We start from the raw sequence: 6,420 nt of genomic DNA on the forward strand, positions 1-6,420 counted from the left end.
CGCCACCAGCAGCGGACGGCCCAGCTCGGCGCGCAGCCGGGCGAGGCTGTTCAGCAGTACGAGGTCGTGCGGCGCCTGCTTGGCGAAGCCGAGGCCCGGGTCGGCGATGATCCGCTCGAAGTCGACCCCGCCGGCCACCGCCCGGTCGACGCTGCGGCGCAGTTCGTCGACGACCTCGGTGACGGTGTCCGCGTAGACGGCGCGGTTGTTCATGTCGATGGACTGCCCGCGCCAGTGCATGACGACGAACGGCACCCCGGCCGCGGCGACCGCCGGCACCATCCCCGGGTCCGCCTGGCCGCCGCTGACGTCGTTGACGAGCCGCGCGCCGACGGCGACCGCCTGCTCGGCGACCGCGGCGCGCATGGTGTCGACGGAGACGAGTACGCCCTCGGCCGCGAGGCCCCGTACGACGGGCAGGACGCGGCGCAGCTCCTCGTCCTCGTCCACGCGGGGCGCGCCGGGGCGGGTGGACTCGCCGCCGACGTCGACGATGTCGGCGCCGGTGGCGACGAGGTCGATGCCGTGCTTGATGGCGGCCGCGGAGTCGAACCAGAGGCCGCCGTCGGAGAAGGAGTCGGGGGTGACGTTGACGACGCCCATGACGGCGCAGCGGCCGAAGTCCGGCAGCCCCGCCACCTGCCCCCTGCGCGTATCCGTCATACCCCCAGCGTATGCGCCACCGGTACGACCGGGCCCGGCGGGCACCGGGGACGCCGGCCCGCGCGGGGGCCGGGGCGGTTCGCCGCGGCGGGGATGCGGGGCGTAGGGCGGCCGAGGCGGTGCGTACGGGCACGGGGCGATGTCAGAGGGCGCGCCTACCCTTGGGCGGGTGTGCGGGGCTGGTAGGACGGCAGACCGCGGAGCCGGTGGGGGGCCCGGGGTACGGGGGGCCCGGGGTACGGGCCATCGGGCGTCGGCCGAGGGGACGGCCCGCGGGCGAGGCAGCTCCCCGGGTCTTGCAGGCCAGGCACGCTCTCGGGCTCAGGGCAGACAGGCCCCCCGGCCTACGGGCCTGGCGGTGCCCGCCCCGTACGCCCGCCCGGTCAGGCGTTGCGGATCGGCCTGAAGCCCGTGTTGCCGCTTGAGCTGTCCGGCGTGTTCCCCATCCGCGCCGACGTGCGGTACCGCAGGCAGTACGACTCGTGGCACATGTGCGACCCCCCCTTCAGCACCCGCGACTGCCCCAGCCGCGGCCCCCGCGGGTTGTCACGCGGTGCCTTCCGGTGGTGCCGCGCGTGGAACCAGTCCGCGCACCACTCCCACACGTTCCCCGTGGCGTTGTACAGCCCGTAGTCGTTCGGCTCGAACGCGTCCACCGGGCAGGTGCCCCGGTAGCCGTCCGCCGCCGTGTTGCGGTCCGGGAAGGTGCCGCGCCAGATGTTCATCCGGTACGCGCCCTCCGGCTCCCGCTCCGCACCCCACGGGTACGGCTCGCCCGTCAGCCCGCCGCGCGCCGCGTACTCCCACTCCGCCTCCGTCGGCAGCCGCCCGCCCGCCCAGTCGCAGAACGCGACCGCGTCGGCGTGCGAGACGTGCACCACCGGGTGGTCCCACCGGCCGCGCAGGCCCGAGCCGGGCCCCTCGGGGTGCCGCCAGTCCGCCTGGTGGACCCGCCGCCACCAGGGCGTCTGCGGCGGCGAGGCGGTGGGCGGGAAGTTCTTGGGCAGGAAGCCCGCGAAGACGAAGGACCAGCCGTAGCGCTCGGCGTCCGTGACGTACGACATAGCGTCGGTGAAGGCTGCGAACTCCTCGTTCGTCACCGCCGTCGCCGCGACGGCGAAGCCGTCGACCGTCACCTCGCGCGCCGGGCCCTCCCCGTCGGCCGGGTACGGGCCGTCGTCGTAGCCCATCCGGAACGCCCCGCCGGGCAGCTCACGCCACCCTCCGCGCGGCTCGTACGCGGCCGGGACGGCGGCCCCGGCCCCAACCCCGGCTCCAGCCCCGGCAGCCGCCCCCGGAGCGGTGGCCTCCGTGCGCGCCGGCGCGACCTGCACCTCCGCGACGCCCGCGCGCCCCGGCGCGCAGCACGCGCGCGGCTCCGTACCCCCGGCCGCCATCAGCGCGCCCTGATCAGGCTCATCGCCTCGGCCCGCGTGGCCGGGTCCCGCAGCTGGCCGCGCACCGCCGACGTCAGCGTCTTCGCCCCCGGCTTCCGCACGCCCCGCATCGTCATGCACATGTGCTCGCACTCGATGACCACGATCACGCCCCGCGGCTCCAGTATCGACATCAGCGAGTCCGCGATCTGCGTGGTCAACCGTTCCTGCACCTGCGGCCTGCGCGCGTACACGTCCACCAGCCGCGCCAGCTTCGACAGCCCCGTGATCTTCCCGTCGTGCGACGGGATGTACCCCACGTGCGCGGAGCCCACGAACGGCACCAGGTGGTGCTCGCACGTGCTCTGCACCTCGATGTCCTTGACCAGCACCATCTCGTCGTGGCCCAGGTCGAACGTCGTCGTCAGCACGTCCTCGGGACGCTGCCGCAGCCCCGCGAATATCTCCTTGTACGCGCGCGCCACCCGCGCCGGCGTCTCCAGCAGACCCTCGCGGTCCGGGTCCTCGCCGACGGCGATGAGCAGTTCCCGCACGGCGTCCTCGGCGCGCTTCTCGTCGAAGTCGCCGTACCCCGCGTCGCCGTGTTCCGGTCCGTGTCCCGGCCGGACAGCCGCATCCGTCATCGTGGTGCCTCTCGTAGCTGCGCCAATGGCCGCGCCCCCAAGGCTAGAACCTCGGGGGCGCTGCACACATTCCAGCGGTATCCGCTACGGCTGACCGCCCTCGCTCGGCGACGGCTGGTGCTGCGGGCCCTCGCCCGGCAGCGTGCCGCCCCCGAGGCCGCCCGGCAGGCCGCCGTTGGCCGGCGGGGTATCGGCCTTGTCGAGCATCCTCGGGCCCGAGCCGTTCGTCTCCCGGGGGGAGGCGACCGGCGGCCGGGTGGAGGGGGTGCGCCGCGAGGAGCCGGTCCACGCAGGCCGCAGCGGGCGCTTGACCAGCGGGCGGAAGATCTCGGCGATCTCCTCCTTGCCCAGGGTCTCCCTCTCCAGCAGCTCCAGCACGAGGTTGTCGAGCACGTCGCGGTTCTCGACGAGCATCTCCCACGCCTCGTTGTGCGCGGTCTCGATCAGCTTCTTGACCTCCTCGTCGACCAGCGCGGCGACCTCCTCGGAGTAGTCGCGCTGGTGCGAGAGCTCCCGGCCCAGGAAGGGCTCGGACTGGTCGGAGCCGAACTTGATCGCGCCGAGCCGCTCGGTCATGCCGTACTGCGTGACCATCTTGCGGGCGAGGCCGGTGGCCTTCTCGATGTCGTTGGCGGCGCCGGTCGTCGGGTCGTGGAAGACCAGTTCCTCGGCGGCGCGGCCGCCCATCATGTACGCGAGCTGGTCGAGCATCTCGTTGCGCGTGGTGGAGTACTTGTCCTCGTCGGGCAGCACCATCGTGTAGCCGAGGGCGCGGCCGCGGGAGAGGATCGTCACCTTGTGCACCGGGTCGCCGCTGGGAGAGGCCGCCGCGACCAGGGCGTGCCCGCCCTCGTGGTACGCGGTGATCTTCTTCTCCTTCTCCGACATGATCCGGGAGCGCTTCTGCGGGCCGGCGACCACGCGGTCGATGGCCTCGTCCAGCATCTCGTTGTCGATCAGCTTCCTGTTGCTGCGCGCGGTGAGCAGCGCGGCCTCGTTCAGCACGTTGCTGAGGTCGGCGCCGGTGAAGCCGGGGGTGCGCCGGGCGACCGCGGACAGGTCGACGTCCGGGGCGACCGGCTTGCCCTTCTGGTGGACCTTGAGGATCTCCAGCCGGCCCTGCATGTCGGGGCTCTCCACGCCGATCTGCCGGTCGAAGCGGCCGGGGCGCAGCAGGGCGGGGTCGAGGATGTCGGGCCGGTTGGTGGCCGCGATGAGGATGACGCCGCCCTTGACGTCGAAGCCGTCCATCTCGACCAGGAGTTGGTTCAGCGTCTGCTCGCGCTCGTCGTGGCCGCCGCCCATGCCGGCGCCGCGGTGCCGGCCGACCGCGTCGATCTCGTCGACGAAGACGATGGCCGGGGCGTTCGCCTTGGCCTGCTCGAAGAGGTCGCGGACGCGGGAGGCGCCGACACCGACGAACATCTCGACGAAGTCGGAGCCGGAGATGGAGTAGAACGGCACGCCGGCCTCGCCGGCGACGGCGCGGGCCAGCAGCGTCTTGCCGGTGCCGGGCGGCCCGTAGAGCAGCACGCCCTTGGGGATCTTGGCGCCGACGGCCTGGAACTTCGCGGGCTCCTGCAGGAACTCCTTGATCTCGTGGAGCTCCTCCACGGCCTCGTCGGCCCCGGCCACGTCGGAGAAGGTCGTCTTCGGGGTGTCCTTCGTGATGAGCTTGGCCTTGGACTTCCCGAAGTTCATGACCCGGGAGCCGCCGCCCTGCATCTGGTTCATCAGGAAGAGGAAGACGAGGACGATCAGGACGAACGGCAGCAGGGAGAGCAGGATGCTGACGAACGGGTTGTCCTTGGTCGGCTTGACCGAGTACCCGTCGGGGATCTCGCCCGCGTCGAACTTCTCCTGCAGCTTGGTGGCGAGACCGGCACCCTGGGTGTCGATGTAGTTCGCCTGGACCTTGTCGCTGCCGTCGATCTTGTTGTCGCCCTTGAGCTGGACCTTGATGGTCTCGCTGTTGCCGGTGGTCAGCTCCGCGGAGCTGACCTTCTTGTCGTCGATCGCGGCGACGACTTTGGCGGTGTCAACGGACTTGTAGCCCTCGGAGGAGCCGACCAGTTGCATCAACAGGACCACGGCGAGGACGGCCAGCACGATCCACATGACCGGCCCACGGAAGTAGCGCTTCACGTCCATCCACACGGGGCGGTGTCCGCCCCGTCCCTCCTGCCCAGTGAGGCACGGCTGGCTCCTGACCGAGCCCGTGGCCGTGCGTATGCCTGTATGGGTCCAAACTGAAACGACTGACGTTCGGACGGTACCCCAGAATTGTCACCCGTCCCCGGCGGGGACGGCTAACAAACCGGCTTTCCCATGCTCCAACGGCGGGAAACCCCCCGGTGTTCCCCGGGCGGGACCCGTCGGCCCGCGTCCGGCCACCCGGGGGGTGGCGGCGGGCTGCCCCTCAGTCCGCGCAGCGGAAGCCGCAGACCGCGTCAGCCACCGTACACGTGCGGTGCGAGGGTGCCGACGAAGGGCAGGTTGCGGTACTTCTCCGCGTAGTCGAGGCCGTAGCCGACGACGAACTCGTTGGGGATGTCGAAGCCCACCCAGTCCACGTCGATGGGCACCTTCGCCGCCTCCGGCTTGCGCAGCAGCGTGAAGACCCGCAGCGAGGCCGGCCGGCGCGAGCCGAGGTTGGACAGCAGCCAGGAGAGCGTGAGGCCGGAGTCGATGATGTCCTCGACGATCAGCACGTGCCGGTCCTGGATGTCGGTGTCGAGGTCCTTGAGGATCCGTACGACACCGGAGGACTGGGTGCCCGCGCCGTAGGAGGACACGGCCATCCAGTCCATCGTCACCGGCGTGGAGAGCGTGCGGGCGAGGTCCGCCATGACCATCACGGCGCCCTTGAGCACCCCGACGATCAGGAGGTCCTTGCCGGCGTACTCCGCGTCGATCTTCGCGGCCGTCTCGGCGAGCTTGGCGTCGATCTCTTCCTTGGTGATGAGCACTTTCTCCAGCTCCGCGCCCATGTCCTTCGCATTCACCCGGGGTCACTCTCGTTCGTTCGACGACCACTGCCGAACGGACAGTCTGCCATCCGTTCTCCCGCCGGTCAGGAGCGCGTAGGACACGTTTTCCGCACGTCCGGCCCCTGGCCGGTGCCGGTACGGCCCCGCCGGCGGGCCGGTGCGCCGGCGGGATCCGCGGCCCCGCGGGTCCTCAGCCCTCCCGCCGGACGACGAGCCGGCCCTGTTCGCGACGGGCGGACACGCGGCCGGGGAGGTTGAGGGCGCTCTGCCCGCGCCAGCCGGTGATGAGCTTGTCCATCTCCTCGATGTGCCGGCTGAAGAGGGACCCGGCCGGGGCGCCGGCCGCGAGCGCGGCGCGGCGCAGGATGCGGCGGCGGACGGCGGGCGGCAGCACGTACAGCCCGCGGACGTCGAGGCCGCCGTCGGTGTCGCGTACGCCGCGCTCGGCGTCGGCGGCCCAGGAGTCCAGGGCGTCGGCGTCGTCGCGGGAGAGCCGCGCGGTACGGGCCAGGGAGGCGACGACGCCGCGGCCGAGGGCCTTCTCCAGCACGGGCAGCGCCTCGTGGCGGACGCGGGAGCGGGTGTAGGCGGGGTCGACGTTGTGCGGGTCGTCCCAGACGGGCAGGGACTGGACCATGCACGCCTTGCGGGCGACCTGGCGGTCGATCTGCAGGAACGGGCGGCGGTAGCGGCCGCCGGGCCCGGAGGCGGCGGCCATGCCGGACAGCGAGCGCACGCCGGAGCCGC

Annotated in this window: 6 protein-coding genes; all 6 read right to left on the reverse strand. The window is 72.3% G+C overall.

Annotated features, from left to right (window positions below; all coding sequences use genetic code 11):
• Positions 1–663: dihydropteroate synthase (gene folP, locus H5J30_RS13805; protein WP_181787729.1), on the reverse strand; the 663-nt coding region annotated here is incomplete at its 3' end.
• Positions 664–1,046: 383 nt separating this feature from the next.
• Positions 1,047–2,060 (reverse strand): formylglycine-generating enzyme family protein, encoded by a 1,014-nt coding sequence (locus H5J30_RS13810; protein WP_181787730.1) that lies wholly within the window; start codon positions 2,058–2,060, stop codon positions 1,047–1,049.
• Positions 2,060–2,683, reverse strand: a complete 624-nt coding sequence (folE, locus tag H5J30_RS13815) for a GTP cyclohydrolase I FolE (RefSeq protein WP_181787731.1) — start codon at positions 2,681–2,683, stop codon at positions 2,060–2,062. Before folE ends, H5J30_RS13810 begins: the two co-directional genes overlap by 1 nt.
• Positions 2,684–2,767: 84 nt before the next feature.
• Complete coding sequence (ftsH, locus tag H5J30_RS13820) at positions 2,768–4,834, reverse strand: ATP-dependent zinc metalloprotease FtsH (RefSeq protein WP_181787732.1); 2,067 nt, start codon at positions 4,832–4,834, stop codon at positions 2,768–2,770.
• A 299-nt stretch (positions 4,835–5,133) separates the two neighbouring features.
• The gene (gene hpt / locus H5J30_RS13825) at positions 5,134–5,673 is read right to left on the reverse strand and encodes a hypoxanthine phosphoribosyltransferase (RefSeq protein WP_181787734.1); all 540 of its coding nucleotides are present in this window, start codon (positions 5,671–5,673) and stop codon (positions 5,134–5,136) included.
• A 190-nt stretch (positions 5,674–5,863) separates the two neighbouring features.
• Positions 5,864–6,420, reverse strand: a 557-nt coding sequence (locus tag H5J30_RS13830) for a TilS substrate-binding domain-containing protein (protein ID WP_181787733.1), incomplete at its 5' end; no start/stop codon positions are given.

Source organism: Streptomyces phytophilus (genome assembly GCF_013870535.1).
Classification (GTDB): Bacteria; Actinomycetota; Actinomycetes; order Streptomycetales; family Streptomycetaceae; genus Streptomyces; species Streptomyces phytophilus.